This is a genomic window from Williamsia limnetica (assembly GCF_003217475.1).
In the GTDB taxonomy this organism is placed as follows: Bacteria; Actinomycetota; Actinomycetes; order Mycobacteriales; family Mycobacteriaceae; genus Williamsia; species Williamsia limnetica.
In genome coordinates, this window is the sequence record NZ_QJSP01000003.1 from 289,794 (window position 1) to 316,012 (window position 26,219).

The 26,219-nt window shown below is 65.4% G+C and carries 25 protein-coding genes; 9 read left to right on the plus strand and 16 right to left on the minus strand.

What is annotated here, in order from left to right; genetic code table 11:
- Nucleotides 1-22 precede the first annotated feature (22 nt).
- The 3 genes from pruA (at nucleotide 23) to DFR67_RS06445 (ending at nucleotide 3,731) form a co-directional block, all read left to right on the plus strand.
- Nucleotides 23-1,663 carry an L-glutamate gamma-semialdehyde dehydrogenase gene (gene pruA, locus DFR67_RS06435; protein ID WP_110468573.1) on the plus strand — a complete coding sequence of 547 codons (1,641 nt, stop codon included), beginning with the start codon at nucleotides 23-25 and terminating at the stop codon, nucleotides 1,661-1,663.
- A 35-nt stretch (nucleotides 1,664-1,698) separates the two neighbouring features.
- Nucleotides 1,699-2,619 (plus strand): proline dehydrogenase family protein, encoded by a 921-nt coding sequence (locus DFR67_RS06440; protein WP_110468760.1) that lies wholly within the window; start codon nucleotides 1,699-1,701, stop codon nucleotides 2,617-2,619.
- A gap of 188 nt (nucleotides 2,620-2,807) precedes the next feature.
- Nucleotides 2,808-3,731: a hypothetical protein gene (locus tag DFR67_RS06445; protein WP_110468574.1), complete on the plus strand. Its 924-nt coding sequence runs from the start codon at nucleotides 2,808-2,810 to the stop codon at nucleotides 3,729-3,731.
- A 111-nt stretch (nucleotides 3,732-3,842) separates the two neighbouring features.
- Here the strand turns inward: DFR67_RS06445 and DFR67_RS06450 are convergent, their stop codons facing one another.
- The 9 genes from DFR67_RS06450 to DFR67_RS06490 all read right to left on the minus strand — a co-directional run bounded on the left by DFR67_RS06450 (nucleotide 3,843) and on the right by DFR67_RS06490 (nucleotide 14,206).
- Nucleotides 3,843-5,360, minus strand: a complete 1,518-nt coding sequence (locus tag DFR67_RS06450) for a ferredoxin--NADP reductase (protein ID WP_110468575.1) — start codon at nucleotides 5,358-5,360, stop codon at nucleotides 3,843-3,845.
- Nucleotides 5,357-6,232, minus strand: a complete 876-nt coding sequence (locus DFR67_RS06455) for an FAD:protein FMN transferase (protein WP_245937765.1) — start codon at nucleotides 6,230-6,232, stop codon at nucleotides 5,357-5,359. Before DFR67_RS06455 ends, DFR67_RS06450 begins: the two co-directional genes overlap by 4 nt.
- Entirely contained in the window at nucleotides 6,229-6,735 is a 507-nt protein-coding gene (locus DFR67_RS06460; protein ID WP_110468576.1) for an FMN-binding protein, read from the minus strand. Before DFR67_RS06460 ends, DFR67_RS06455 begins: the two co-directional genes overlap by 4 nt.
- Before the next feature lie 136 nt (nucleotides 6,736-6,871).
- Nucleotides 6,872-8,542: a substrate-binding domain-containing protein gene (locus tag DFR67_RS06465; protein ID WP_110468577.1), complete on the minus strand. Its 1,671-nt coding sequence runs from the start codon at nucleotides 8,540-8,542 to the stop codon at nucleotides 6,872-6,874.
- Nucleotides 8,543-8,601: 59 nt separating this feature from the next.
- Nucleotides 8,602-9,039: a type II toxin-antitoxin system Rv0910 family toxin gene (locus tag DFR67_RS06470; protein WP_110468578.1), complete on the minus strand. Its 438-nt coding sequence runs from the start codon at nucleotides 9,037-9,039 to the stop codon at nucleotides 8,602-8,604.
- Nucleotides 9,040-9,096: 57 nt separating this feature from the next.
- Entirely contained in the window at nucleotides 9,097-10,431 is a 1,335-nt protein-coding gene (locus tag DFR67_RS06475; protein ID WP_245937766.1) for a lipase family protein, read from the minus strand.
- Nucleotides 10,370-10,558, minus strand: coding sequence for an Rv0909 family putative TA system antitoxin (locus DFR67_RS06480; RefSeq protein WP_110468579.1), 189 nt, complete (start codon nucleotides 10,556-10,558; stop codon nucleotides 10,370-10,372). Before DFR67_RS06480 ends, DFR67_RS06475 begins: the two co-directional genes overlap by 62 nt.
- A gap of 16 nt (nucleotides 10,559-10,574) precedes the next feature.
- A complete protein-coding gene (locus DFR67_RS06485; protein ID WP_110468580.1) occupies nucleotides 10,575-13,079 on the minus strand; it encodes a cation-translocating P-type ATPase in 2,505 nt (834 codons plus the stop codon).
- On the minus strand, nucleotides 13,076-14,206 hold the full coding sequence (locus DFR67_RS06490; RefSeq protein ID WP_110468763.1) for an MBL fold metallo-hydrolase: 1,131 nt from the start codon (nucleotides 14,204-14,206) through the stop codon (nucleotides 13,076-13,078). Before DFR67_RS06490 ends, DFR67_RS06485 begins: the two co-directional genes overlap by 4 nt.
- A gap of 132 nt (nucleotides 14,207-14,338) precedes the next feature.
- Here DFR67_RS06490 and DFR67_RS06495 point away from each other — a divergent pair, with 132 nt between their 5' ends.
- On the plus strand, nucleotides 14,339-15,556 hold the full coding sequence (locus tag DFR67_RS06495) for a thiolase family protein (protein WP_110468581.1): 1,218 nt from the start codon (nucleotides 14,339-14,341) through the stop codon (nucleotides 15,554-15,556).
- Between the two features lie 91 nt (nucleotides 15,557-15,647).
- On the opposite strand, the gene DFR67_RS06500 is transcribed toward DFR67_RS06495, so the two are convergent.
- Nucleotides 15,648-16,598, minus strand: coding sequence for a hypothetical protein (locus DFR67_RS06500; RefSeq protein ID WP_110468582.1), 951 nt, complete (start codon nucleotides 16,596-16,598; stop codon nucleotides 15,648-15,650).
- Nucleotides 16,599-16,797: 199 nt separating this feature from the next.
- Here DFR67_RS06500 and DFR67_RS06505 point away from each other — a divergent pair, with 199 nt between their 5' ends.
- Nucleotides 16,798-17,739 (plus strand): ROK family protein, encoded by a 942-nt coding sequence (locus DFR67_RS06505; RefSeq protein WP_110468583.1) that lies wholly within the window; start codon nucleotides 16,798-16,800, stop codon nucleotides 17,737-17,739.
- A gap of 40 nt (nucleotides 17,740-17,779) precedes the next feature.
- On the opposite strand, the gene DFR67_RS06510 is transcribed toward DFR67_RS06505, so the two are convergent.
- The gene (locus DFR67_RS06510) at nucleotides 17,780-18,919 is read right to left on the minus strand and encodes an acyl-CoA dehydrogenase family protein (protein WP_110468584.1); all 1,140 of its coding nucleotides are present in this window, start codon (nucleotides 18,917-18,919) and stop codon (nucleotides 17,780-17,782) included.
- A 97-nt stretch (nucleotides 18,920-19,016) separates the two neighbouring features.
- On the opposite strand from DFR67_RS06510, the gene DFR67_RS06515 reads away from it, so the two are divergent.
- The gene (locus DFR67_RS06515; protein ID WP_110468585.1) at nucleotides 19,017-19,619 is read left to right on the plus strand and encodes a TetR/AcrR family transcriptional regulator; all 603 of its coding nucleotides are present in this window, start codon (nucleotides 19,017-19,019) and stop codon (nucleotides 19,617-19,619) included.
- Here the strand turns inward: DFR67_RS06515 and DFR67_RS06520 are convergent.
- Nucleotides 19,559-20,725 carry an FUSC family protein gene (locus DFR67_RS06520; protein ID WP_245937767.1) on the minus strand — a complete coding sequence of 389 codons (1,167 nt, stop codon included), beginning with the start codon at nucleotides 20,723-20,725 and terminating at the stop codon, nucleotides 19,559-19,561. The genes DFR67_RS06515 and DFR67_RS06520 overlap by 61 nt on opposite strands.
- A gap of 35 nt (nucleotides 20,726-20,760) precedes the next feature.
- Between DFR67_RS06520 and DFR67_RS06525 the strand changes: the two genes are divergently transcribed.
- On the plus strand, nucleotides 20,761-21,288 hold the full coding sequence (locus DFR67_RS06525; protein WP_110468586.1) for a MarR family winged helix-turn-helix transcriptional regulator: 528 nt from the start codon (nucleotides 20,761-20,763) through the stop codon (nucleotides 21,286-21,288).
- Nucleotides 21,289-21,312: 24 nt separating this feature from the next.
- Here the strand turns inward: DFR67_RS06525 and DFR67_RS06530 are convergent, their stop codons facing one another.
- From DFR67_RS06530 to DFR67_RS06540, 3 genes are read right to left on the minus strand one after another with little or no spacing between them, the layout of a single operon-like run.
- Nucleotides 21,313-21,663, minus strand: a complete 351-nt coding sequence (locus tag DFR67_RS06530; protein WP_110468765.1) for a winged helix-turn-helix transcriptional regulator — start codon at nucleotides 21,661-21,663, stop codon at nucleotides 21,313-21,315.
- 13 nt (nucleotides 21,664-21,676) lie between these two features.
- Nucleotides 21,677-22,858 (minus strand): alpha/beta fold hydrolase, encoded by a 1,182-nt coding sequence (locus DFR67_RS06535; protein ID WP_110468587.1) that lies wholly within the window; start codon nucleotides 22,856-22,858, stop codon nucleotides 21,677-21,679.
- The gene (locus DFR67_RS06540) at nucleotides 22,855-23,964 is read right to left on the minus strand and encodes a homogentisate 1,2-dioxygenase (RefSeq protein WP_110468588.1); all 1,110 of its coding nucleotides are present in this window, start codon (nucleotides 23,962-23,964) and stop codon (nucleotides 22,855-22,857) included. The genes DFR67_RS06535 and DFR67_RS06540 overlap by 4 nt, the downstream gene beginning before the upstream one ends.
- A 154-nt stretch (nucleotides 23,965-24,118) precedes the next feature.
- Here DFR67_RS06540 and DFR67_RS06545 point away from each other — a divergent pair, with 154 nt between their 5' ends.
- Nucleotides 24,119-24,751 carry a TetR/AcrR family transcriptional regulator gene (locus tag DFR67_RS06545; RefSeq protein WP_245937768.1) on the plus strand — a complete coding sequence of 211 codons (633 nt, stop codon included), beginning with the start codon at nucleotides 24,119-24,121 and terminating at the stop codon, nucleotides 24,749-24,751.
- Between the two features lie 12 nt (nucleotides 24,752-24,763).
- On the opposite strand, the gene DFR67_RS06550 is transcribed toward DFR67_RS06545, so the two are convergent.
- Nucleotides 24,764-25,228, minus strand: a complete 465-nt coding sequence (locus DFR67_RS06550) for an NUDIX hydrolase (RefSeq protein WP_110468589.1) — start codon at nucleotides 25,226-25,228, stop codon at nucleotides 24,764-24,766.
- Nucleotides 25,229-25,280: 52 nt separating this feature from the next.
- Between DFR67_RS06550 and DFR67_RS06555 the strand changes: the two genes are divergently transcribed.
- Entirely contained in the window at nucleotides 25,281-26,207 is a 927-nt protein-coding gene (locus DFR67_RS06555; protein ID WP_245937769.1) for a patatin-like phospholipase family protein, read from the plus strand.
- The last annotated feature ends 12 nt before the right edge of the window (nucleotides 26,208-26,219 follow it).

Below are 26,219 nucleotides of genomic sequence, written 5' to 3' on the forward strand. Positions count from 1 at the left end.
CGGATCGCGATGCAATGGATTCATGGACGCCATCACCACTCCCCCGACCGCCCGGAACGAGCCGGTCCACACCTACGCACCCGGATCCGCCGAGCGAGCCCGCATCAGCGCAGAGCTCGACAGACAGACGGCAGCAGGACCCATCGACCTGCCTCACGTCATCGGCGGAGTCCACGCCACCGGCGTCGGTGAACGCACCTGCGTGGTGCAACCCCATGCACACAACGACGTCCTCGGAACGTTCACGAACGCCACCGGAGACGACGCACGAGCGGCCGTCGCTGCCGCCCGTGATGCCGCAGCCGACTGGGCAGCAACATCATTCGATGATCGCGCCGCAGTGTTGCTGCGTGCCGCTGACCTGCTGTCCGGACCGTGGCGCGAGAAGATCGCTGCCGCCACCATGCTCGGGCAGTCGAAAACGGTGCAGCAGGCCGAGATCGACGCGCCGTGCGAGCTGGTCGACTTCTGGCGTTTCAACGTCGGGTTCGCCCGCGAGATCCTCGCCGAGCAGCCCATCTCCGGTCCCGGGGTGTGGAATCGGCTCGACCACCGCCCCCTCGAAGGCTTCGTCTACGCGATCACGCCGTTCAACTTCACCGCCATCGCGGCGAACCTGCCCACCGCACCCATGTTGATGGGCAACACCGTCGTCTGGAAGCCGTCACCCACCCAGACCTACGCCGCCTACCTCACCATGACGCTCCTCGAGGCCGCCGGGATGCCGCCCGGAGTGATCAATCTCGTTGCCGGTGACGGCATCGCGGTGTCGGACGTAGCGCTGGCAGACCCGAACCTCGCCGGTATCCACTTCACCGGCTCGACCGCGACGTTCCAGCACCTGTGGCGTGAGGTGGGCTCCAACATCGAGCGATACCGCACGTACCCGCGACTCGTCGGCGAGACCGGTGGCAAAGACTTTGTGCTGGCTCATACGTCGGCCGATCCCGACGTCCTGCGCACTGCTCTGGTCCGCGGAGCGTTCGAGTACCAGGGCCAAAAGTGTTCTGCCGCTTCCCGCGCATACATCCCGAGATCGGTGTGGGACACGATGGGCGATGATTTCCTGGCCGAGACCAACGCACTCGCCTACGGCGACGTCCGCGATCTGCACAACTTCGGCGGAGCGGTCATCGACCAGCGGGCGTTCGACAAGTCGGCGGCAGCGATCGAGCGGGCGAAATCCGTCCCGTCCCTCACGGTCGCGGCGGGTGGCGGCCACGACGATTCGACAGGCTACTTTGTCCAGCCGACCGTCCTGCTGAGCGACGATCCCCACGACGAATCCTTCAGGACCGAGTACTTCGGCCCCATCCTGGCAGTGCACGTCTATCCTGACAACGAGTTCGAATCGATGGTGCACGAGGTCGATTCGAGTGCCCGTTACGCGCTGACCGGTGCAGTGATCGCCGACGACCGGGCCGCGGTGACCACCGCGATGTCGGGACTGCGGAACGCCGCCGGAAACTTCTACATCAACGACAAGCCCTCTGGCGCCGTTGTCGGACAGCAGCCTTTCGGCGGTGCGAGGGCCTCGGGCACCAACGACAAGGCGGGGTCGAAGCAGAACCTGATGCGGTGGACGTCCACCCGCACCATCAAGGAGACGTTCGACCCGCCGACCTCGTCGTCCTATCCCCACATGGCAGGTGAGCAGCCGTGAACGCACCCATCGTCGCAGTGACCCGCAACGTCATCATGGCCGCTGCTCGCAGCGACCGGATCAAACGCACCGCCGAGAAGATGCCCGTCACCCGGAACGTGGTGCACCGCTTTGTACCCGGCGAATCGTTCGACGAGGTTCTCGATGCCGGGACAGGCCTGCTCGCGTCCGGGCGCATGATCAGCATCGACCACCTCGGCGAGGACACCACCGACGAATCGGCGGCCGAGGCGACGGTACAGGCGTACCTGCGATTGATCGGGCTACTCGGCGAGCTGGAGGTCTCGTCACTCGAGCATCCCCTGGAGGTGTCACTGAAACTGTCTGCGCTGGGCCGTGCGTTGCCGCGCCACGGCGAGAAGATCGCGCTGGAAAACGCCCACCGGATCGCCGTCGCGGCAGCACAAGCCGGCGTCTGGGTGACCGTCGACGCCGAGGACCACACCACCACGGACGCCACCCTGCGGATCGTCCGCGAACTACGCGCCGACTTCCCCGACCTCGGAACCGTATTGCAGTCCTATCTGCATCGCACAGAGGATGATTGCGCCGAACTCTCAGGCCCGGGGTCGCGGATCAGGCTCTGCAAGGGAGCATATGCCGAACCCGCGGACGTGGCTTTCCAGACCAAGGCAGACGTCGACGACTCCTACCTTCGGTGCCTACGAATCCTGATGGAGGGCAGTGGTTATCCCATGGTTGCCAGCCATGACCCGGCGATGATCGCGGCAGCGGAGACGTTGTCCGCAGCCGCCGGCCGCCGACCCGAGGAGTGGGAACACCAGATGCTCTACGGCATTCGCAATGGTGAGCAGCTACGACTCGCGCAGGTAGGCCGCCAGGTCCGGGTGTATGTCCCCTTCGGTTCACAGTGGTACGGCTACTTCATGCGCCGCCTCGCCGAGCGTCCGGCCAACCTCACGTTCTTCCTGCGTGCGTTGGTCTCGCGCGGCTGATCCGCTTCCCCGCCCCCCCGAAACCGGAGGAACTGACACATCCTCCGACTTTTGCCACACCCTCCGACTGTGCAACCGGAGGACCTGCTCAAAGTCGGAGGAGGTCTGTTATCCACAGGGTGCGCATCCATCCACAATTGACCCCTGACCAACGCTCGAGGTCGCCGGCGCCGGTCACACTCATCGGCATGGACTTCACACCAGACGAGCACGGTCTGATTCGTCGCCGGGTCATCATAAAGTCGGGCATCGGTACGGATTCGGAGCTTCGATCGGCAAAGCAAGCCGGCGACCTGCAGTCGATCGTCCGTGGCGTCTCGGCTCCCGTTGACGAAGAACAACTCTCGCACGATGCCACATACCGTCGTGCGGTGATCGCCGTCGCCGGCCGCTCTCGCGTTCGGATCGTCAGCCACCAATCGGCGGCGGTCATGCACGGCATGGCGCTGCTGAAACCCGACAGACGGCACGTACACATGACTGCTCTATCGAAGGGCAAAGTCGAAGGTGATGTCCATGTCCACCAGGGTGACCTTGCCGCGGGCGACGTCGTCATGGTCGACGGCATTCGGGTCACCAGTCGAGCACTCACTGCTTGCGATGTAGCCAGAAGCGGCAGCTTCGAGCAGGCGGTCTCGGCACTCGATACTGCACTCCGCGAGGGGGTTCCGATTGTGGAACTGCATGCAATCGTGGCGCGATTTCCGTACGCAGAAGGAATCGGGACGTTGCGGAACGCGCTGATGGTCGCCGACGGTGACGCCGAGTCCGTCGGCGAATCTCTCAGCCGCGCATTGATGGTCGGTTGGGATGACATCCCGGTGCCGACCCTTCAACCCAGTTTTTACGACGACGAGGGATTCATAGGCCGGACCGACTTCGGCTGGGAAGGCAAGGTTGTCGGCGAGTTCGATGGCAAGACGAAATACCTGCGTTCGTGGCGCCCGGGTGAGCCTCCAGAAGAAACGGTGTATCGAGAGAAAGTGCGCGAAGACAGACTCCGCGCGCTCGGCCTCATCGTTGTGCGATGGACCTGGGACGACCTGATGCGACCGGATCGGCTCCACGCCAAACTGCAGAAGGCCCTGCGACAGGCCGGAATCATCGCGTAGGCCCCATACTTCCTCCGACACCAGCCACCTCCTCCGACTGCAACCGGAGGAACAGGACGAAGTCGGAGGAACTGACACATCCTCCGACTTCGGGGAGCGCCGTCCCGCTAACTAGTACCCGATGAAGCGATCGGTGTGTACCCGCCAGGGCTGCCAGCGGAGTTCAGGTTCGGCTCGGATCAGCATCGGCTTGAGTGCTGCCAGCATCGCCGGTGGCCCGGACAGGTAGTAATGCGCGCCGGGACGGGCGACGGATTCGATCTCTTCCACACTGACCAATCCACCCACGACGGTGATCACCTGGGCCCCGAGGTTCTTCGCCGCGTCCAGAACATCGGCGTACACCAACCGGTCGTCGGCGTTGGCCGCGTAGATCATCGAAACGTGGGACAGATCGCCGCCGGTTCGTGCAGTCAGCTCGGCGAGCATGGACCGGAACGGGGTGACCCCGATGCCCCCGGCGATGAAGACGGTGGGGGTTGAGGTCTTGCGGGGCAATGTGAAGTCGCCGCCCACCTCGTCGACGTACAGCCTGGTGGTAGAGCCGTCGATCAGACCCTTCTTGAACGCGGATGGTTCACCGACAGCGGTGAATCCGAAGCGCGTCTGAGACTCGGACGGTGCTCCGGCCAGCGAGAGCACCCGCCGGGTGCCCTGTTTGTCCGGCGACGGACTCCAGGTGGCCGCCGAGATCTGCGCCCACTGTCCGGGCCGAAACCGCAGCGGCGGCGTGGCGAGAACCTCGTACGTGTCGACACCGATCGGCCGTACCGACTCCACGGAGAGCACGGTTCGCCGCCACTGCATCCCGACGATGAATGTGAAGAGGCTGCCGGCGAGCAACGCGATCTCGGGGACGAACGCGAGCGTGAAGTCGGACGTGATCTCGAACGTCTGGCCCCAGAACATCAGTACACCGACGAGCGCCGCGTAGCCGACCTTGAGGATCCGCGTCGCGGGTGAGGTGAGTGGCTCGGTCAGCATGATCGCCGCGACGAACAGCAACGGCGTCGATGTGAAACCCAAGTCGAGCGCCTCACCGATCGGCGTGTCCGCATCGAGGGCGACGACGATGATCGTCAGGACCGACACCACGACGAAGACACCGACCAGCCACCACTCGCGCAGTTTCCACACCACCGCCGCGCCGATCACGATCATGGCGATGAGCAGCGGTTCGGCAGCAATCCACCAGACCGGATACTCGAACGGTCCGATGGAGAAGTAGGCGAGCAGATAGCTGATCACCGCGCCCGCGACCGCCGGATTGACGATGTGGCGGCGGCGCACGGCAAGGACGTACTTCGAGGCGCTCGCGACCGCGGCGGCGAGCACCAGTCCCCACGCGGCGTCGGAATCGGTGACGCCGGGGAAGATGAAGAACAGGATCAAGGCGGTGATCAACCACGATTCGCTGCCGGGTGGGACCCGTACGATTGCGGCGCACGCGTAGGTGACGACGCCGCAGACGATGACGAGGATTGCCAGCGATCCCAGCAACTGTGTTGCGGTATAGGCGAAGTCGGTGCCCGAGGCCGCAACGGCCAGCGAGTACGCGGCCAACAGCACCAGCGCCAGCAACACAAAGCGATACATCGAGATCCGGTCGATGAGGCGGACGAACGTCATAGAAAGAGCTCCAGTTCTCGAGCGTGAGAGTGCTCCACGCTGCCGTTGGCCCGCACGACCACGTAGTCGAACCGGAAGTCACTGAGCAATTGCTGCGGAGGACAGAAGAACAGCGCGGTCGACAGACCGTCGGCGGTCAGGGTGTCATCGGCGATCACCCAGGTGGCGAGCACCTCTCGGGTTGGTCTACCGCTCCGGGGATCGACGATGTGGTGCCAATCGGCCCACGCTCGCCGGTTACTCGCCGACCCGCAGATCGCGTTGTTCTCGATCACCACGGTGCCGATGGCCTTTGTCGGATCGGTCGGGTGCTCGAGGGCGATGCGGTGCGGCGCCGCACCGGCCCTGATGTCACCGCTGCCGTTGACGAGGAACTCGGGGAACCCGGCCTCTTCGATGAGCCGCGACACCCGGTCGACAGCGAACCCCTTCCCGCAGGCGCCGACGTCGATCAGGGTGGGCCGACTCGTGCTCAGGGCGCCCTGCCAGCCGGTGATCACGTCGTCCCAGGCAGGTACCGCTGCCACGGTGTCGGCGGGCCGCAGCGCGTACCCGGCGCCGTACCCGGCATCGTCCAGCGTCTGTCCCACCAGCGGCGTGACGAGACCGTCCGTGGCCTCGTAGAGACGCCGATGAAGGTCGATCATCGGCTGATCAGATTCTGCGACGGGGTACTGCCCCGCAGCGCGGGCGATCTCGGCGACCACCGAATCCGACCGAAACCTCGACCACACCTGGTCGATACGGCCGAGTTCGGCGGCGATCTGTGCGCGGAGCTCCCCGGGGATCGGCTGCGGCAACGCGATGTCCCAGGCCGTCCCCAGTGCGCTGAACTCCCATACAGACGTCGCCGCCGCCGAGCCGATGATCACGCCTGGGCTTCGCTCTTGATCTGATCGATCGCGTTGTTGAAACCACCCGAGGTCAACGATGAGCCGGACACCTTGCTGACATCGAGCTCGTCGATGCTCTTGCCGACCACGAGCGCGTCGATGCCGCCGGCGAACTTCTCCTGGAACTCGGCCGAGGTGCCCTTGGTCTGACTTCTGTCGAGGGTGAGCGCGGTGACCACCGAGTTCGACAGGGTGACCGTGACACCGATCGACTGCTCCCCACCGGGTGAGTTGTAGGTGCCGGTCGCCGAGTATTCGCCATCGGCATACGGCGAGGTCGAGTTCCCCTGTGCAGCTGTTGTTTCCGCAGCTGCCGACCCGGTTTCGGCGGATGTCGCCGCTGCCGCCGTGGTCGACGGGGAAGTGCTGCCGCCATCGTCGCCGCAGGCGGCAATCGCGGCGCCGGTGGCTGCGATCACCGCAGCCACCTTGCCCGCGTTGACAATTCGGCTTGTTGCAGATGAAGTGTTGATCGAGGTCATGGTGTATATAGTGCCTGCTGAGAGTCGACCGCGGTCCGTTTGACGGGACTTTGACAGGAATCTCTCAGAACTCAGCCAGCTTTAAGCGTGGCCGTGTTAAAGCGGTCTACCTGGCGTTTCACGGCTGTAGTTCACACTAGCGACCAGCCGCCTCGATGCGCGATGCCACCGCATCGACGAACACCGTGGAGATGTCGGCAGCCGATTCGGCGACATAGCTGGTGCCACCGGTGGCATCGGCGATCTGCTGCAGCGAGTCAGCGTCAGCGTCCTCGGTGATGCCGATGGTCAGGATGAGCACCGGCCTGGCCGGGTCCTCGAGCGCCTTCAGCTCAGCCAGCAGCCCCTGAAGGCTGATCGAGTTGTCGTCCTCGTTCTGACCGTCGGTCAGGATGATGACACTGTTCGAGAAGTTGGGGTCGTAGCTGTCCTGTACCTCTTTGAAGGCGGCCAGCGTCGTGTCGTAGAGCCCGGTCGCGCCGCCGAGGCGGTCGGGCAACGTCACGATCTGCGACTCCAGGTACTGGCGGTGTGTCTGCCCGTCCGCGTCGACGGTGTCGAGGCGCTCGATCGGCGCGATCGGAAGCCAGTCCTGTCCCTGCCCGCCCAAGTTGATCGAGAACAGCCACGCACCCAATGCGGTGTTGTTCGGGAACAACTTCAGCCCGTTCTGACTGGCCTCCACCAGCATCTCGGCACGCGTGGAGTCCCCCGCAGGTTCCTCCATCGAGCCCGACGCATCTTCGACGACAAGACTGCGGATCGGCACGCCGAGTACCGCCCACTGTCGCAGCGCCTTGTCCTCCTGCGATGGATCCTTGAGGGTCAGTACCGTCACCGGACCGACCCCACCCTCGGGGCCCGGCGCATCCACCGACGTACGGAATCCACTGGCGGTCAGGGCCTGTGCGCCCTGATCAGAGGCGATCTGCTCGGCGAGCTTCGCGCCCGCCTTCGCGATGGTGTCCTTGCGGGCGGCCGACGCGGTGTTGAGCATCGGGTAGTCCAAGACCATCGTCCCGTCGGCCGGGATCGACGGTGTCAGACCGCTGTCGGGATTCGCGCGTGCGAACTCGATGAAATGCTGCTCACTGACAACGGTCGGGGAATCGCTGCCCGCGGCCAGCGCGAGGCGGTCGCCGTCGGAGTCGCCGCCGACGCGCGCGTTGCCCTGCTGCAGCGCGAGCAGTGTCATGGCGTCGGTGAACTCTTTGCGGGTGATCGCGCCGTCCTGTTCGGCGGCCAGCGCGCCGACAATGGGTGCATCGCCGGTGCTCGAGTCGATCGGATTGCCCAGACGCAGCCCGGGCAGCGTCATGACGTCAACCCAGTTCTGCAGCGGTGCAGCATCTTTGGCCACAACCACCACGGGACTCGCCGCCACGGAGTCGGCGATGATGTCGGGTGACACGCGAACCTGATCGGTGACCTTGCGTGCCCTCGTCTGAGAGTCCGCGATCCACAGATCCGGAGCCTGATCGCCCTTGGTCAGCTGCCCGGCAACGTTGGCACCACTGACCGCCGTGACCGTGAAGTCATAGCAGGATCCGCTCGATGCCTGCGCCGCGACCGGCTTGAGGGTGCCGGCCATCGACGGGTCGGCGATCACCGCGACCGCCTCCCGGGAATCGCAATCGGTCCCCGACCCATCCCACACAGTGCGCCACAAGATCAGTCCCGCCACCAGCACCGCGACCAGCACCAGAGCGACAAGAGCCCAACGTCCCCCGCTACCCCGTCCGCCGTCACGATGCCCGCTGAATCCGAACTCTTCATCGGCGCTGCTGTCGACTCCATGTCGACCCATCCCCTCACCACCTTGTTTCGAGGCTCGCCGGATTCTATACACAGGTGGCGACGGCGATGTCAGGCGTAGAGGTCGTGGAACTTCTGGAGTGAGGTGTGGATGTCTCCCTTGACGACCTTCGCGGCCGCCCGCCCGGCGAGCCCGATCATCGGCAGGCCCCCGAGTTCGAGTTCGAAGGTGAGGTCGGTGCCGTCACCGGCGGGGGCGACCTCGAGGATCAGGGTCACCTTCACCCCGCCCTTGCCCTCGCCCTTCAAGCTGACGCGACGGGGCGGGTCGTAGTCGTCGACAACCCAGTTGAACCGCACGCGGGTGCCCTTGGCGGCGACGACCGACGACACCTTGGTGCCCTTTCCGATCTCCCCCGGCCCCGGGAGTTCACTGCGCCACCCGTCGTGAATGACAAGCCATTCACCGAATCGGGACAGGTCCAGCGCATGCTCCCACGCCTGTGCCGGCGCCAAGCCGACCTTGATCGAGTCTTTGACCTTTGCCATGCCGCTGACGTTAGCGTCCGAAGTACCGCAGTGGTGCGAGCGGCCGCCCGTGTCCGCTCAGACGGGGCAACTATTGGGCGCAGGCTGGTCCGCGAATCGGTCAGTGATCCAGTCGACGGCGGTCCCGGTGACCCCGAGGTTGGTGTGCCCACCGTCAGGTTTGCGCACGACCTCGATGACGTCGCCCGCAGCGCAGGCACGTTGTAGCGCCGCTGTGGTCCAGGCCGACAATATGATGGTGTCCTGGTCGCCATAGGCAACGAACAACGGACCGTCCGCCCGGCGAGCGGGCAGGGCATCACCTTGCAAGATCTCGCGAATCCTGTCGGCGGCATCCTGGTCTGCGATCGCCGCATCGCCGGGGGCGATCGACATGGCGGCGCTGAAGCGATCCGCCGTCGACGTCGGGCCGCAGGAAGTGAACACATCAGCGCCCGCGGCGAGACCGCCGCGCATGTAGTCACTCGGATCCAGATCGGGGTACACCTCGCGGAGCCCGGCGACCAGGTTCGGGATGAAGATCTTCTGGGCGTCGGTGTACTTGGTGTCGACCCCGGCGGCCGTGATCGGTGAGACGTCGGCAGCGGGCGCCAGCGCAGCCGCTCCCACGAATTCCAGTCCCTGCCCGTAGTCACCGGCGGCCTCCGCGGACGCCCAGGCGGCTTGCCCGCCTTGTGACGCACCGATGGCCGCCCAGCGATCGGAGGTGTTCGGGACGATGTTCCGGGCCGCGCGCACCGCATCGATCATGTTGAAGGCGACGGTTTTCGGTTCGAGGTACGGATGCGGCCGGGGGTTGCTCACCGCGGTCCCGAGCCCCTGGTAGTCACTGGCGGCGACAACGAATCCACGATTGAGCAGGCGGGTCACGTTGCCGGCTTCGCCGAGGAGGTCGGGATAGTCGGACGGACCGCAGCTCGGATCGGCGCCTGTCGTGCCGTGGCCCAGCGCGACGATCGGCCACCCGCCCGGCGGCGGATCACCCTCGGGCACCGCGATCACGCCCGAGACCTCGGTACCGAACCCGCCCCCGTATCCGGCGGTCGACCGGTAGACCACGCGGCTCAAGGTCCCGGCAGCGCCGAGATCGGCACTGGCCTCGAACGGCTCTTCCGAGACGATCGCTCCGCGCTCGGCAGGCGAGGGCGCCGGGGGCCGGGACGAGGACTGGGACGACGGGGACTGGGACGACGGGGACTGGGCCTGTGACGCCGCCGGCGACGACGACAGCGCCTGGCCGTCGTCGTCGCCGGTGGAACACGCGGTGATCGCGAGCAGTGCGACTGCAGGCGCGACCAGCGCTGTGGCCAGCTTCTTGATCAGATACCGATCAGTGCTGCTGGCCCGGGTTCTTCTTGTCGTCTTGCGCGAACTTCTTGGCGGCGTCCGCACCCTTCCTGACCTGGCCCGCGTACTTGCCCTTGGTGGCTTTGTTGACCGCGTCGGCACCCTGGTCGATGATTTTGGTGTTCTTGCTCAGGGTCGACTTGCCCTTGTTGATCAGGCCTTTGAGATCCATGGGATCCTCCTTCTGGTTACCCGTCCGAACGTGCTGCTTCGACGGTGTCGTGCTCTGAAGATCGGGAGTCCAGCCTACTTGACCAGCTCGCGATGACGGGATTCAGTCGCCAGAGCACCTCCACGGCGGCGATGCCGATTGCCGAGGCGATCAGGGCGACACTCGTCTTGGCCCAATCGGTGGGGTCGAGTTTGAACAGCTCCTGGGTGAACGGGAGGCTGAAGATCAGCACATAGGCCAGGGCCGAACCCGCGATCAGCAGAATCTTCCACCAGTTGTACGGCCGAGCGACCACAGCCAGCACCCACAGGGAGATGGCGATCAAGGTGATCAGCGCGGTGGTCGCGGCCTGCATCTGATCGGGTGTCATGTCGACCGAATCCTTGCTGCCCAGCTCCACCCCGCCACCGCCCGGGTAGACGATCGCGTAGGCGACGAAGGTGCAGACGGCGATGACGATGCCGGACGGGATCGCCAGCCGCAGGACCCGACCGACGAAGCCGGTACGGGCACGTTCGTTGTTCGGTGCGAGCGAGAGGATGAAGGCCGGGATACCGATCGTGAACCACGCCGAGATGGTGACGTGGATCGGCTGGAAGGGATACGAGATCGGGGTGAAGCCGAAGATCTTGCCCGCGACCCCGGCGATCCCGATCATCAGCGCGAGGAGCACCGCGTAGACGGTCTTGGTGAGGAACAGGTTGGAGACCCGTTCGATGTTGCCGATCACCCGGCGGCCTTCACCGACCACATACGGCAGGGTCGCGAAGCGATTGTCGAGCAGGACGATCTGCGCCACCGACCGGCTCGCCGAGCTGCCCGACCCCATCGCGACGCCGATGTCGGCGTCTTTGAGGGCCAGCACGTCGTTGACGCCGTCGCCGGTCATCGCGACCGTGTTGCCGCGAGACTGCAGCGCCCCCACCATCGCCCGCTTCTGGTCGGGGCGAACCCGACCGAAGGTGGTGTGGCTCTCGAGAACGTCGGCAAGTGGGCCCTGCTCGCTCGGCAGGTTGCGCGCGTCCACCGCGTCGTCGACCGTACCGAGGCCTAGGGAACCCGCCACGGCCCCGACCGAGACCGCGTTGTCGCCCGAGATGACCTTCACCGCGACATTCTGCGAGGCGAAGTAGTCGAGGGTTTCACCCGCGTCCGGCCGGACGCGCTGTTCCAGGGCTATCAACGCACGCGCGGTGACCGTGCCGGGGGCGCTGAGGCCGACGGCCTCGGAGTCGACCGGGACGTCGGTCGAAGCGAGCAGCAGCACCCGCAGCCCACCTGCCCCGAGCTCGGTGGCGCGGGCAGCGGTGTCCCCTTCCGGGTCGAGCAGCATGTCGGGGGCACCGAGCAGCCAGTTACCGCGATCGGCACCGGACGAGCTGTCGGCGAAGGAGATCCCGCTCCATTTCTTGGCCGATGTGAACGGCGCGATGTGGGTGGAGGTCCACTCGGGGGCTTCCGGAAAGGCCTCCGCCATCGCCTGCACACTGGCGTTCGGACGCGGATCGTGCGCTGCCAGCGCCGCGAGTGCCTCCTCGAGATCGGCCTTCTCGCCGTGCACCACAACGAGTTCGGACAGGCGCATGCCGTTCTCGGTCAGCGTTCCGGTCTTGTCGGCACAGACGACGTTCACCCGGGCCAGACCCTCGATGGCAGGCAGTTCGTTCACCAGGCACTGCCGCCGGCCCAGCCTGACAACACCGACCGCGAAGGCGATGGTCGTCATCAGTACCAGTCCCTCGGGGACCATCGGAACCAGGGCCGCCACCATGCCCAGCAACGACGCCTTGATGCCGTTGTCACTGATGAACAGTTGGTTGATGATCGTCAGGAGCCCGGCCGGGATCAACAACCAGGTGATGATCTTGAGGATCTTGTCGATACCGCTGCGCAATTCCGAGTCGACAAGCGTGAACTTGCTTGCCTCTTCGGCCAATTGAGCTGCGTAGGCGTCTCGGCCGACCTTGGTTGCCCGATAGGCGCCCGATCCGGAGACGACGAAACTGCCCGACATGATGTGGTCGCCCGGCGACTTGTCCACCGCATCCGCTTCGCCGGTGAGCAGCGACTCGTCGATGTCGAGGGACGCCGATTCGACGGTGTCACCGTCGACGACGATCTGGTCGCCCGGGCCCAGCTCGATGATGTCGTCGAGGACGACCTCCCCCGGTGCGATCTCCGCCGCCACACCATCGCGCCGCACCATCGGCCTGGTCTGGCCGACGATCGCGAGGGCGTCGAGGGTCCGCTTCGCCCGGATCTCCTGGATGATGCCGATACCGCTGTTCGCGATGATCAGCAGCCCGAAGGCGCCGTTGATGATCGAGCCCGTGCTCATGACGATGATGAACAGCACGCCGAGGATGGCGTTGATGCGCGTGAACACGTTGGCGCGGACGATCTGGCCGACCGTCCGCCCAGATCGATCCGGGAGGACGTTGACCTGTCCGGCCGCCACCCGCTCGGCGACCTGGGCGCTGGTCAGTCCGGTGGCGACGTGGACCTCACCGAGGGCGGTCATGCGGCGATCTCCCACCACGACTGGCTGTCGAATCCGGGTCCGGTGCGTGAGCTGACGTCGAAGTGGGCGCCGGGCATCGGCGTGATCACCGGGATCTGAAGCGCCTGGGCCGCGGGCAGCAGTCGCTGAACCGGATCAGCCCACTCGTGGAGCGCGAGATTGAAGGTCGCCCAGTGGATCGGCAGCAGCAGCGACTCGGAGAGCTTGTCCCCGTTGAGCATCCGGTGGACCTCGACTGCTTCTTCCGGGTTGAGGTGGATGTCGGGCCAGAGCCTGTCGTACGCGCCGATCGCGATGAGCGTCAGGCCGAACGGACCGTACGAGGCACCGACCTCTGCGAAGGCGTCGGTGATACCGGAGTCGCCGGAGAAGAAGAAGTTGTTGTTCGGCCCCGCGACGGCCCAACTCGCCCACTGCGTGGTGTTACGTTGCAATCCGCGGCCCGAGAAGTGCCGCGCCGGGCAGCAGTTGAATGTGAGATCACCGACGGTGATCGATTCACCCCAGTCGGCCTCACGGATTCGCTCGGGGGCGATTCCCCAGTACTCCAGATGGGCGCCGACACCGATCGGCGCCACGAACATCGCCTCCGGATGCAGAACCGCGAGTTTGCGGACCGTTGCGGTGTCCAGGTGGTCGTAGTGGTCGTGGCTGATCAGGATGACGTCGAGCGAAGGCAGTTCTGAGAGGGAGTGCGGCACCGGATGCATGCGGGCCGGACCGACAATGCTGGACGGTGAGCATCGTTTACTCCACACCGGATCGGTGAGAATGCGTCGACCGTCGAGTTCGACCAGCACCGACGCATGCCCGAACCACGTCGCCGCGAGGTCGGCGGCATGCTGCGGAAGCGGGGCGACGTCGAAGTGCAACGGCGTTTTCGGCTTGCCGATGTCCCCGCGGCGCAACATCGCCAGCGCCGCGGCCCGGTCACCTTCTATCGGGGTCGCCGGTTCGACATTCCCGAACGTGCCACCCGTCTGACGCGGCGACGCGCTGATGTGCGAGAGCACAAGATCTTTGGGCGCCCCCATTGCCCGATAGACCTCACCCCCCGCGGTCGCGCCGGCCGCGGCAAGCGCGACTCCGGCGGTGGCGGCACTGGTCAGGAGCCTGGGACCGGTCATCAGATTCGGAAGTCGCACCACGCAGGACACACTACCGGCCACCACCCCCGACGACCGGGATCGATGGTGATCGGGAATATCAGAGCGGTACGCTGACTTCTATTAACCATAGCCAGCAAACAGGAGGCAGTGATGAGTCAGATCGTCGATGCAGTCATCGTCGGAGCAGTGCGCACTCCGATCGGTAAGGGGAATGCAGGACACGAAGCCGAAGGCGGAGCTGGACCGAGAGTTGCGGGTGGTGGTCTCAACGGCGTTCATCCCGTCGACATGTTGGCCCACAGCCTGAAGGCGCTGGTGGCACAGACGGGCATAGACCCCGCGCTGGTCGACGACGTCATCACCGGCAACGTCACCCAAGCGGATGAACAGGGCCAGAACATCAGCCGCAACGCTGTGCTGGCCGCAGGCTTTCCCGAATCGGTGCCTGCGACCACGGTGAACCGTCAGTGCGGATCGAGCCAGCAGGCCATCTCGTTTGCGGCGCAAGCCGTGATGTCGGGTGTTCAAGACATCGTCATCGCCGCCGGCGTCGAGTCGATGAGCCGGGTTCCGATGATGTCCGACGTCCGTCCGGGCGCGAACCCGTTCGGCGAAGCACTCGCGCAGCGCTACCCCGAAGGTTTCATCCCACAGGGATACAGCGCCGAATTGATTGCAGCCGACTGGGGATTCTCCCGTACCGAACTCGACGAGTTCGCCATCTCGAGCCATGACAAGGCGACAGCGGCGACCAAAGCGGGCCGGTTCGACAACGAGATCGTGCCGCTCGCGGGTCTGACCTCCGACGAGATGATCCGTCCGGGCGGGACCGTCGACAAGCTCGCAGCGCTCAAGCCGGCCTTCTACAACCCGGCGATGAAGGAGCGGTTTCCGCAGATCGACTGGCGGATCAGCGCAGCCAACTCGAGTCCGCTCTCCGACGGCAGTGCCGCAGTGCTGATCATGAGCAGCACCAAGGCCAAAGAACTCGGCCTCACGCCGCTCGCCCGTCTGCACAGCTTCTCCGTCGTCGGTTCCGATCCGATCTACATGCTCACCGGCGTCATCCCGGCAACCCAGAAGGTGCTCGCCCGGGCCGGGTTGTCGATCTCCGACATCGACCTGTTCGAGGTCAACGAGGCGTTCTCCCCCGTGGTGCTGGCCTGGGCCAAGGACACCGGCGCCGACCTTGCGAAGACGAACGTCAACGGCGGCGCCATCGCACTGGGCCACCCGCTAGGGGCGAGCGGAGCCCGCATCATGACCACCCTGGTCAACGCGCTGGAACAGACCGGCGGACGCTACGGTCTTCAGACGATGTGTGAGGCAGGCGGTCTCGCCAACGCCACCATCATCGAGCGGCTGTAATCCCCCGCCCCTCCCAAACGCTCCACAAATACGAAGGCGCTCCACATATTTGTGGAGCGTCTTTGTAGTTGTGGAGCGTTTACGGGTGGGCCTAGGCGTATCCCGCTCTGCGCAGGCCGTTGCGCAGGATCCGGCGCAACCGGTCGGGGTTCATCAGATCGTCCCAGCCCCACCGAGCGACGGTGAACCCCAGTTCGTTCAGACGCTCCTCGCGTCGTTTCTCCCGGTAGACCGCATCGGCAGGCGATTCACCCGGCTTCAGGTAGCGGATGTACTTGTCGTACCCGTCGAATTCGCCCAACAGTGTGCCCTTGATGCGAAAGTCGGTTCGCGCCGCGAAGACACCGTCCGAGTCATGGATCTCCGGTTGCAGCTCGAGTACCGGGATATCACCCATGGTGGACATCAATGCGCGCGACCAAGACTCACCGATGCTCTCCGCTGCGACATCGGCGAATGCCACCGCTCGTCGTGCAGTGTCGATGCCTTTTCGTCGACCGGCCCGAGCGACGATGGTCTCCAGTTCGAGACGCGTCGCTCCCATGCGCAGCGCGGCGTCACACGCGCAGACTCCCTGTTCGAAGGTGCCGGCGCGACTGATGTCGACCGCCGTCCGTGCCGGTGTCGTCACCAGGAGTCCGGGCAGTTCGATGACCTCATCCGGCTGCCAGGGCGTTGCATGAAGGGTGCAGGCACGAGTTCGATCGCGACCACCACCGGTCCGGTTGGCGGTGAAATGCACCCGCTCGAGATCACCTCCCAGCATCGGCATTCCCCACAGCGCTGCCGCCGACCAATGGCTGACCGCTTTGTCGCCACGCCCCGCGTCGACTGCTCCGAGAACCTTGTATCGGTAGCGGTGTTGCCGCTGTTCACGAGTCAGCAGTTCTCCGGCCGACCCACTGGGCAGATACATCCCCCAGTAGACCCTCTCCAGCGTGCCGTGCCGAGTTGCTGCCTGGAGCGAGTGGTCGCTCAGGCCTGCCGTACGCGCGTTGCGGCGCAGAATGAGCCCGTCCGGTGTCAGTTCGTGTTCCCCCACCTGACCGATCCTGGGGCACCAACTCCGCCCGCCTGCCGGATCCATGCCGTTCAGATCGAGGGCTGTGGATAGCTTGCCTACTGTGGACAACCATCAGACGCTCCACAAATACAAAGCCGCTCCACATATTTGTGGAGCGGCTTTGTAAAGGTGGAGCGTTTGCGGGAGGTGGTGGAGATGGGGCCACTACACTGGAACGGTGGCAGATGAGTTGGTGTTGGCGATCGACCTCGGTGGCACGAAAGTGGAAGCCGCTCTGGTCGACCCGGACGGGGCGGTACTCGCCGCTACGCGAAGCCGGGCTCCGACAGGCGCAGGTTCCTCGACCACGGACCTCGACGCTGCCGTTCTTGCGGTGGTCGACCACGCGCTGAGCAACGCACCCGAGAGCGCGACGATCATCGGCGTCGGGATCGCGGCGGCCGGGCCTGTCGACGAACAGGCGGGAACACTCTCCCCCATCAACATTCCACAGTGGCGCGACTACCCGCTGCGAGCGCTGATCGTGGAACGCATCCGAGAAACTCTGGGAGACAAACCCGTCCACTTCCACCGCGACGGCGTGGCCATCGTGCTGGCTGCCCACTGGCGAGGCAACGCAGCAGGGGTGAACAACTTGCTGGGAATGGTGATCTCCACCGGTATCGGCGGTGGCTTCATCTCCGGCGGCCGAGTTCTTGCGGGCAACTCCGGGCACATCGGGCAGATCCAGGTTTCCGGCTTCACCGGCGAGCTGAGCATCGGGAGCCGGACCACCCTGGAATCGGTTGCCTCCGGGCCGCATACGGTCGCGTGGGCAAATACACAGGGATGGACCGGACGCACCGGAGAAGAACTCGCCGCCGCCTACCGCGACGGTGATCCGATTGCCCGACGCGCCGTGATACGGGTGTCCGAGGCGGTGGGCCAGGCGATCTGTAGTGCGTGCGCGCTGGTCGAGACCGACGTGGTGGCCATCGGCGGCGGGTTCTCGCAGGTCACCCCCGACCTCGTACCGATGATCGCGCAGGTGGTGAACAGCCACCCTCTGGACTATGTTTCGCGAGTGCGGGTCATCGACGCAGGACTTGCCGAGACCGCGCCGCTCACCGGCGCGGCCGCCCTGGTCTACCGACGTGATCTGGTGGGGCTACACCCCTGACAACCGCGCGACCACCGGTGCGGAGTTCGTGTCGAGAAGGTCAGCCCGCCAGCGATCGACTGATGACGAGTCGCTGGATCTGGTTCGTTCCCTCGAAGATCTGGGTGATCTTCGCTTCGCGCATGAGCCGCTCGACGCGGAAGTCCTTGGTGTATCCGTAGCCACCGAAGACCTGGACTGCGTCGGTGGTGACCTTCATGGCGGCGTCGGTGGCCACCAGCTTCGCCACCGATGCGTTGCGGGAGTACGGCAGTCCGGCGTCGCGGCGTCGCGCGGCATCGAGGTAGGTCGCACGCGCGGAGTCGACTGCAGCAGCCATGTCCGCGAGCAGGAAGCCCAGCCCCTGGTGATCGATGATCTTCTTACCGAATGTTTTTCGCTCTTTTGCATAGGCGACCGCTTCATCGAGTGCGGCCTGGGCGATTCCGACCGCGACCGCGGCGATGCCCAGCCGTCCGGAATCGAGTGCGCTGAAGGCGATCTGCAGTCCCTGACCATCCCCTCCGATACGACGCTCCTCGGGGATGAAGGCTCCATCGTAGTGCGCAGATGTCGTCGGGACCGCCGCCAGGCCCATCTTCTCTTCGGGCTTGCCGAAGGTGAGTCCCTCGGTGTCGCCGGGGACCAGAAAGCAGGAAATTCCCTTGGATCCTTCGCCTGTGCGCGCGAAAAGATTGTAGAAGTCCGCGACGCCACCGTGGGTGATCCAGGCTTTGGCTCCGGTCACCCGGTACCCGCCGCCCGTGGCCTCCGCCTTGCAGTTCAGGGCCGCGGCATCTGAACCGGCCTGCGGCTCCGACAGGCTGTAGGCACCGATCTTCTCGCCACCGAGCATCTCCGGCAGCCATCGCTGCTTCTGCTCGTCCGTCCCGAACATCATGAGTGGATGGCAGGACAGACTGTGCACACTCACCGCCACGGCCACTGCGGCCCAGCGCGCCGCGAGCTCTTCGAGGACTTGCAGGTACACCTCGTACGGCTGGCCACCCCCGCCCCACTCCTCGGGGTACGGCAGGCTGAGCAACCCGGTCTGACCGAGCACGGCAAAGGCTTCCTCCGGATACTTCTCGGCCTTCTCGTACTCGTCGACGATCGGCTTGAGGGTCTTATCGGCAACGTCGCTCGCCAATTGCACCAGGTCACGGGCTTCTTCGGTAGGCAGTAGTCGATTGACAGACATCGCGATCTCCCTCGATCATCACGGCGGGACAGTACTGGCACGCCAGCTTCAGTACTCAACACAGTACTGGACGACGTCAAGCAGTACTATCTACCCCATGGTCCCGACCACCGCTCCAGGCGTTCACGCCACCGCACGCCGGGCCGAGTTGTTCGACTCGCTTGTGCGCCTTTTCCTGTCCGAGGGGTTCGCGCACCTCACTCTCGACGAGATCGCCGCCCGGTTGCGGTGCTCGAAGTCGACCCTTTACACCCTGGCGGGTAGCAAAGGCGACCTCGTCCAAGCGGTCACCGTCCATTTCTTCCGTGCCGCGACCGCCGAGGTAGAAGGGGCAGTGGCAACAGCGGACGGAACCCGCGCCCGCCTCACGGCGTATCTGACGGCGGTCGGGGCCGCGCTGGCCCCGGCATCCGAACAGTTCATGGACGACCTCGCCGGATATCCACCGGCTCGAGATGTCTACGAACACAACACCAGGGCTGCGGCGGACCGGGTACGCGATCTCATCATCGAGGGCGCCGCGGCCGGTGATGTGCGCGACGTCCACGCCGCGTTCGTCGCCGATGTCGCCACGTCGGTCATGGTGCGCATCCAGCAACGCAGCATCAAAAACGCTGTCGGACTGGATGACTCGTCGGCCTACCTGGAGCTTGCCGAACTGCTGACCACAGGGATCGGTCCGCTACCGGCGACCTCGTGATGCGCCACCGTCAACGCCGCCAGCAGCACACCGCACACCACACCGACTGCGGTGTCGGCCACCCGATCGAGCGCGACGTCGGCGGTCAAGCCTGCGCCGAGCCCGGTGAGCAGCAACGCCATCGGGGTCACCGCCAGGGAACACAAGGCGTAGTTCACCGTGGCCAGCACCTCTGCGGCCACCTGCAGCAGCACGATCAGCGCGACCGCACCCCAATATCCCAGTGGGAGCGCCAGCAGCGCGATCGCGACCGCAGCGCCGACCACATTCCCCAGTAACCGCTGCACGCCACGGTTGACGGTCGCGTGGTAGTCGATGCCCTGCAGACTCGCCAGCGCACCCATGGCTGCCCACATGGGGTGTTGCAAGCCCGCAGCCACGGCGATGGTGGCCGCGACCGCGCAGGCGGCGACGATTCGCGTCGATCGCCAGAGCAGACGCCGATTGCAGCCTCCACGTAGCTCGGTGAACACGCTGACGCGTTCGGCGATCCGATGATGGTCGTCACCGAAGAGCGCGTCCTTCGCCCACGGGGCGAGCGAGGCCGCGATCCCGAACAGGGCTCCGATGATCGCCGCGCCTGCCAGACGTCCGACATCGGCCGCCGTCGTCGCGAAACCGGCCGCACCGGTGGCGGCGAAGATCAGCACCACCGCGCCCGGCCCCATGAGACGGACAGCCGATACGAGCAGCGCGGCCACCCCGGCCGCCAATGAGATCGCGCCGACCTGCACTGCGGTCGACGATCCCGACGCACCGAGGATCGCCCCGAATACGACATAGAGCACCACTGACCCACCGACGACCAACAACCTCGGAAGCCGGACGCGGTATGGGTCGGCCCTGCAGAACGCCGAGGTCAGCGCGCCCAGAGCTGCGAATCCGGCGAGGTCTCGATGACCGAGCAGGCCGCCCACGACGAGGACGAGGCCGACCGCGACCCCCACGCGTATAGCGGGCGCGATCGCGGTGCCACCGCGATTGAACGTCACAGCGGCGTTCCACCAGGTGCGCGGCGCGCAGACATGGCGCAGCGCCGAGCCGCTGCGGCGAGCCTGTTCGGACAGTGCAGACGTGGCGGGCACCAGGGTGTTGATTGTGGGCACGAAAGTAATTTATCACTATTTTACTAGTGAACTAAATGCCGGTGGACCGTTACGATGGCCGGGTGACGTCAGACAGCGCCCCGAACGACATCGTCGAGCGAATCGGCCGCGAGTGGGCGCAGGCGTACCCCGACCTCGACACCACCCCCGTCGAGGTGCTCGGCCGCATCAACCGCATTGCGTCGGCACTGACGCATTCTCTCGACCGCGACCTCGAGGCGCATTCCATCGGTCGCTCGGAGTTCGACGTGCTCGGCGCTCTCGCGAGGGCGACGCGGCCACTGCGAGCCAGCGAAGTCGTCTCGACGACCATGCTCAGCGGCGCCTCGATCACCAAACTGACCGAACGTTTGTCCGACATCGGCCTGGTCCGCAGACGGAAATCGGACCGTGACGGCCGAGTGGTACTGCTCGAGCTCACCGAGGCCGGCCGCGAGCTCGTCGACACCCAATTTCCTCGCCGACTGGCTCGCGACACCAAGATCCTGGAATCACTGAGCCCAGAAGAGCGGACGACGCTGATCACGTTGCTGCGCAAAGTATCTCGGGCCTTACCCGAGTGATTCGGCGCTCGGCGGGCGCAGGCGTCAGCGGTCGGTGCAGCGGGGCAGGTTCTCCGACGACCAGGTGGTGAGATCTTCGAGGATGGGCATCAGGCGCTCTCCGGCCGGGCTCAGTCGATACGACACCGACATCGGAGGGCCCGGCGCCACGAGCCGCTCGATCAATCCGGCGCCGGCGAGTTCAGAGAGACGGCTGGAGAGCACCGAGTCACTGATCCCACCGACTCCCGCACGCAAGTCGACGAAGCCCGCCGGACCGTGCATCAACGTTCCGAGCAAGACGCCGTTCCAGCGCTTGCCGAGAAACGCAAAGGCCTCGTGCAGTGCGCCGTCACAGGCATGCGGCCGATGATCGCTCGGCCGATTCGCGGACATCCGGTGATCGTACTCAGCTGCCGACCGGATCTCTCGCCCAGCCACGGTCGCGGAGCCATCCGGTGACCACGCCGACTGCCTCGTTTAACTGGGGACGCTGGTCCGGCCCGCCGTAGTAGTGCGTGGCGCCGGCGATGGTCACCATCGTCTTGTCCGCGTGCCCCACCGCGTCGAACAGGCGTCGGGTATGACTCGGCGTGCAGGCGTCATCGGCCGAGTTGCCGATCACCAGGGTCGGCACCCCGACATCGGCGGCGCAGCGGGGTCCGTCGGCGAGGGCATCGTCGTAGCTCCACTGCGACAGCCAACTCCGCAGCGTGCTGAATCGGGCGAGTCCGACCGGCCCCATGTTCACCACCCGGGGATCGCCGAGATAGCAGGTTCCCGGTTGGCGGTCGTTGGGGTCCAGGGCCGGATCCAGCCAGCGCGGGTCCGCCATGGTGCCGTGGGTGACGAATCCGCGTTCCTCCTGCGGACGGCCCGACGCTGCCAGATCGTCGAGAGTTTGCTTGACCCACTTGGTGATCCGTCGGTTTCTGTCGATCTGCGCCTGTCGATATCTGGTGACGAACTCCGCGCTGTACGGCGGCTGATTGGGGTTCGCCGGATCGTAGAGGTCGAGCTCGGGATCGCGTACGTCCGGATCGTTCTCGTCGAGGACCGCGGGGTCCATCCACTCGGTCAGGGTGCCGTGCCTGCTCACATGCGCTGCCAGCAGCAACATCCCGTCCGCAGGCGACAGTCCGAGGGTGGTCAGGTCGGGTCCGTCGCCGGCCGGTGACTGGGTGACCGTCGGGTTGCGCGCCTGCTGCTGGTAGTAGAGGGACAACGCTCCCCCACCGCTCCATCCGGCCAGCACCACGTTGCGGTACCCCAGACGATGTCGGGCGTCGGCGACGCAGGCTCCCAGGTCTTCGACCACCTTCTCCATGTTCAGTGCGCTGTCGACCCCTCGGTACCGGCTGTTGCAGTAGATGACGTGGTGTCCCGCCCGGGCGAGTGCGTTGGTCATCGGCAGCCAGGCGCCGCCGCCGATCGGGTGCATGAACACCAGCACCGTGTCGGACGGGGTGTCCGGGGTGAGGATCTGCGCTTCCAGCGAGACGTGGGAACCGACTCCCCCGTACGTGTCCCGATAAGTTGAAGAGTCTTCGAAGACGATCAGATAGGTTTTGCGGCTGTACTTTTCACTCACGGATGCACCTCTTCTGTGGCGGCTGCCGCCATGGCCTCGACCAACGCAGCGCTCGGCTGCAGCCGACGGCGGGTGTCGATGGAGATGATCTTCCACTCCACCCGATCATCGATGTCAGCCCTCCTGCGCGCTCGCGCGCGGGCCCCTTCAGGCGCGCCGTGGTGGATGCCCTGCGGTGCGTGGGAGAGCAGACCCGCTGGCATGTCGATACCGAAGACGTTGCCGCCGTGGTAGAAAGCGACCTCGTCGTAGTCGACGTTGCGGTGGTACCAGGGCATTCGTTCGACGCCCGGCTTCCCCTCGGCCGGCCGGGGCAGGAAGTTCATCACGTAGACACCGGTCGCCTGCATGAACAGGTGCACTGTCGGTGGCAGATGCACGTCATCGGAGGTGATCACGTCATAGTCGTCGAGGTTGTACGCGAACGGGAAATTGTCACCTTTCCAGCCGGCGACGTCCAACGGATGGAACTCGTAGAACAGCGAGGTACGCCCCTGCCGATGCCGCAGCCGCACCTCGAACTCATCACGCTCCGGATCGTCGAACACCTCTGCCTCCGGTATCCGGACCAGCGAGGAGTCGAACGGGTGGTGACGGCCGAGCACCCCCGCATCCGGAACGCGGAATTCGTCGGTCGACTCGATCACGAGCAGGTGCGACGGGTTGTCCGGAATCTGACGGTAGGTGGTCGATTTCGGCAGGTAGACGAAGTCACCGGGACGGTAGTCCAGGCGGCCGAACTCGGTCTCGAAACAGCCGTTGCCCTCGTGGACGAAGTGGAGTTCGTCGCCGTCGACGTTGCGGGTCCAGAACGGCGCGGCCTCCTTCCGCCTGCTCAGGAAGATCCGGCAGTCGTCGTTGCTCAGCAGCAACAACGACTCACCCCCGGGGTCGCGCAGATCCGTCGGTTCCAGGAGGGCGGTCGAGACATCCGCACCGATCAGAGTCCCTTCGACGCGATATCGGGTCGGATCGTTTCGCCGGTACAGGTGGGCGGTGCGACCGGTGAATCCCGACCGGCCCATCTCGTCGTCTTTCAGTCCGTCGAGACCTCGGTGGATCCGGCGCGGTGTGTCCCCACTGCGTACCTGGACAAAACTCTCCATTGACCAACAGCCCCTTCACGACACAGCGATCTCCCAGTCGAACCGAAACTGATACTATATTCAGATTCAAATCTGTGGCACCGGATTCAGCGAATCGTCTGCGAGGATGAACAACCGACGTCGTCGGCACGCGTCATTCCCCCGGTCGCGGCCGATGGAACCCGAGACGAACGAGGTGATGGCAATGGCGATGCGGGCCAAAGGGCAGCGTACCGAGGCTGCCCTGCAAGAGGCGGCGCGCGAAGTCTTTGCGAAGAAGGGGTACTTTCGCACGAAGATCTCTGACATCACCGAGGCCGCGGGACGATCGGCCGGATCGTTCTACAACTACTACGACAGCAAAGAGCAACTACTCGAATCGTTGCTCGACCTGTTCTCGGCCGAGGTCCTCGACGTCAGCCTGCAGGCGAAAACCCACGATCCCTATGCCACCATCCGGACTGCGGTCGCTGCTTACTTCGCCGCGTACCGCAAGTATCTGCCGGAACTCGTTGGCGTCTTTCACTTGTCGATGACCGAGGAGTCGTTCGCCCGGCGCTGGCGGGAGAATAGGGCTGTCGGCTTTCGCAGCATCATCTCCGGTATAGCGCAACTCGAGAAGTCCGGTCACAAGGTGGATCTGGACCACGATGCGCTGGCGTCTGCGTTGATCTCGATGCTGGACTCCTACTGCTGGACCTCGATGGTCGCAGGCGGCGAGTTGGCGGGTGGTCCGATCGACGACGAGACGGCCATCGAGACCATCGCGGGCATCTGGTACCGAGCCGTTTTCGCAGCCAAACCCTGATCCCGCATCGGTTCATTCGGCCGACGCGGCCACCAAGCGATCGAGGAAATCTCGCTGTACCTTGTTGAGTTTGATCCGGGCCGTATCGAGATCGAACCACGCGACCCGATCGACTTCCGGAAATGCCGCCATCTTCCCGGATTTCGGCGGCCACTCCATCTCGAAGGTGTTGCTCACCGAGTCGGTGATGTCGAGGTCTGCTTCGATGGCGAAGGCGATGACCAGCTTTCCGCCGGACTGCTTGACCTCACCGAGTTCGATGACCTCACCTGCCGGTACGTCGAGCCCGAGTTCTTCGACGAACTCCCGGCGGGCGGCAACCAGCGGATCCTCGTCGTCGCCGTACTCACCTTTCGGAATCGACCAGGCCCCGTCGTCCTTTCGTGCCCAGAAAGGACCGCCGGGATGCGCGATCAACACCTCTGTCGCGGTGGCGCTCTGACGGAACAGCAGCAATCCGGCACTACGTTTCGGCACGTCGATCCTTCCCGGTCACCCGGCGTCCGGGGTTGCATCTAGTCTGGACCACGTGCCGTCCTCACTGCGCGTGGCCCTTGCCCTCGGCTCGGGTGGTGCTCGTGGCTACGCACACATCGGTGTCGTCGAAGAACTACGCGCTCGCGGGTTCGACATCGTCACCATCGCCGGATCGTCGATGGGCGCACTGGTGGGTGGTCTCACCGCGGCAGGCCGGATCGACGACTTCGCGGCGTGGGCCACTCGGTTGAGCCAGCGAGACGTGTTGCGACTGATGGATCCCAAGTGGTCGGCTCCGGGCGCGATCACCGCCGACCGCCTGCTCGCAGAGATGGCGGACTTGTTCTCCGGCCTGCAGATAGAGGATCTGCCGATCCCGTTCACCGCGGTCGCCACCGATCTGGTCGCCCGGCGTGAGGTGTGGTTCCAGCGCGGTCCCCTGCTGTCCGCCGTCCGCGCCTCGATCGCCATCCCCGGCCTGTTCACGCCGGTGATGATCAACGGCCGACTGCTCGTCGACGGCGGTCTCATGAATCCCATCCCGATCGAGCCGACCGCCGCGGTGCCCGTCGACCTGACGATCGCCGTGTCGCTGCTGGGCCCGCGTAGTCCGCGCGAGTCCGCGACCCCGATGAAGGAGTCCGCGGCACCGCAGCGATTCGAGGAGTGGCGCGAGCGTCTGCGTAAGACCGTCTCCGGTGTCACCGGCCGTGACGAGGCGCTCGCCAGGGAGCCGGCGAAGGACGACACGGGCATGCAGGCCCTACCCACCGACCTGCGGCTGACGGAGGTCACCGGCCTGTCGGTGGAGGCGATGCAGGGCCTGGTCTCCCGCTACCGGATGGCGGGGCTGCCGCCCGACGTGCTCATCAGCGTGCCCGCCGACGCCGCTCGCACCCTCGACTTCCATCGGGCCAAGGACATGATCGAACTCGGCCGTACGGTCACCGACACCGCGCTCACCGCAGCCGGGCACTGAGACACCCGTATC